1 protein-coding gene is annotated in these 1,176 nt (G+C 63.1%); it reads left to right on the plus strand.

Features of this window, described 5'->3' with window-relative positions; all coding sequences use genetic code 11:
• The coding region (gene tuf, locus FLO80_RS21710; protein ID WP_149187117.1) for an elongation factor Tu at window positions 1-1,176 on the plus strand (1,176 nt) is incomplete at its 5' end.

Raw genomic sequence — 1,176 nt, forward strand, 5'->3', positions numbered from 1 at the left:
ATGGCAAAAGCAAAGTTTGAACGTAACAAGCCGCATGTGAACATCGGGACGGTTGGTCACGTTGACCACGGCAAGACGACGCTGACGGCGGCGATCACGAAGTATTTCGGTGATTTCCGGGCCTATGACCAGATCGACGGCGCGCCGGAAGAGAAGGCGCGGGGGATCACGATCTCGACGGCGCACGTGGAATACGAGACCGAAGCGCGCCACTATGCGCATGTGGACTGCCCCGGGCACGCCGACTATGTGAAGAACATGATCACGGGTGCGGCGCAGATGGACGGCGCAATCCTGGTGTGTTCGGCCGCGGACGGCCCGATGCCGCAGACGCGCGAGCACATCCTGCTGGGCCGCCAGGTCGGCATTCCGGCCTTCGTGGTCTACATGAACAAGGTCGACCAGGTCGATGACGAGGAGCTTCTGGAGCTTGTCGAGATGGAGATCCGCGAGCTTCTGTCGAGCTATGACTACCCGGGCGACGATATCCCGATCATCAAGGGTTCGGCGCTGGCGGCGATGGAAGGCAACAATCCCGAGATCGGCGAGAACTCGATCCGCGAGCTGATGGCGGCGGTCGACGAATACATCCCGACGCCCGAGCGCGCGGTGGACATGCCGTTCCTGATGCCGATCGAGGACGTGTTCTCGATCTCGGGGCGTGGCACGGTTGTTACGGGGCGTGTCGAGCGTGGCGTGATCAACGTGGGCGACGAGATCGAGATCGTGGGCATCCGCGACACCCGCAAGACGACCTGCACCGGTGTCGAGATGTTCCGCAAGCTGCTGGATCGTGGCGAGGCGGGCGACAATATCGGCGCGCTGCTGCGCGGGATCGACCGTGAAGGTGTCGAGCGCGGACAGGTTCTGTGCAAGCCGAAATCGGTGACGCCGCACACCAAGTTCGAGGCCGAGGCCTATATCCTGACCAAGGACGAGGGTGGCCGCCACACGCCGTTCTTTGCCAATTACCGCCCGCAGTTCTACTTCCGCACGACGGACGTGACCGGGACGGTGACGCTGGCCGAGGGCACCGAGATGGTGATGCCGGGCGACAACGTGAGCTTCAAGGTCGAGCTCATCGCACCGATCGCCATGGAAGACGGCCTGCGCTTTGCCATCCGCGAAGGCGGCCGCACCGTCGGTGCCGGCGTCGTCTCCAAGATCATCGAGTAA

Origin of the sequence: Aquicoccus porphyridii (assembly GCF_008369105.1) — a bacterium.
Taxonomy (GTDB): Bacteria; Pseudomonadota; Alphaproteobacteria; order Rhodobacterales; family Rhodobacteraceae; genus Aquicoccus; species Aquicoccus porphyridii.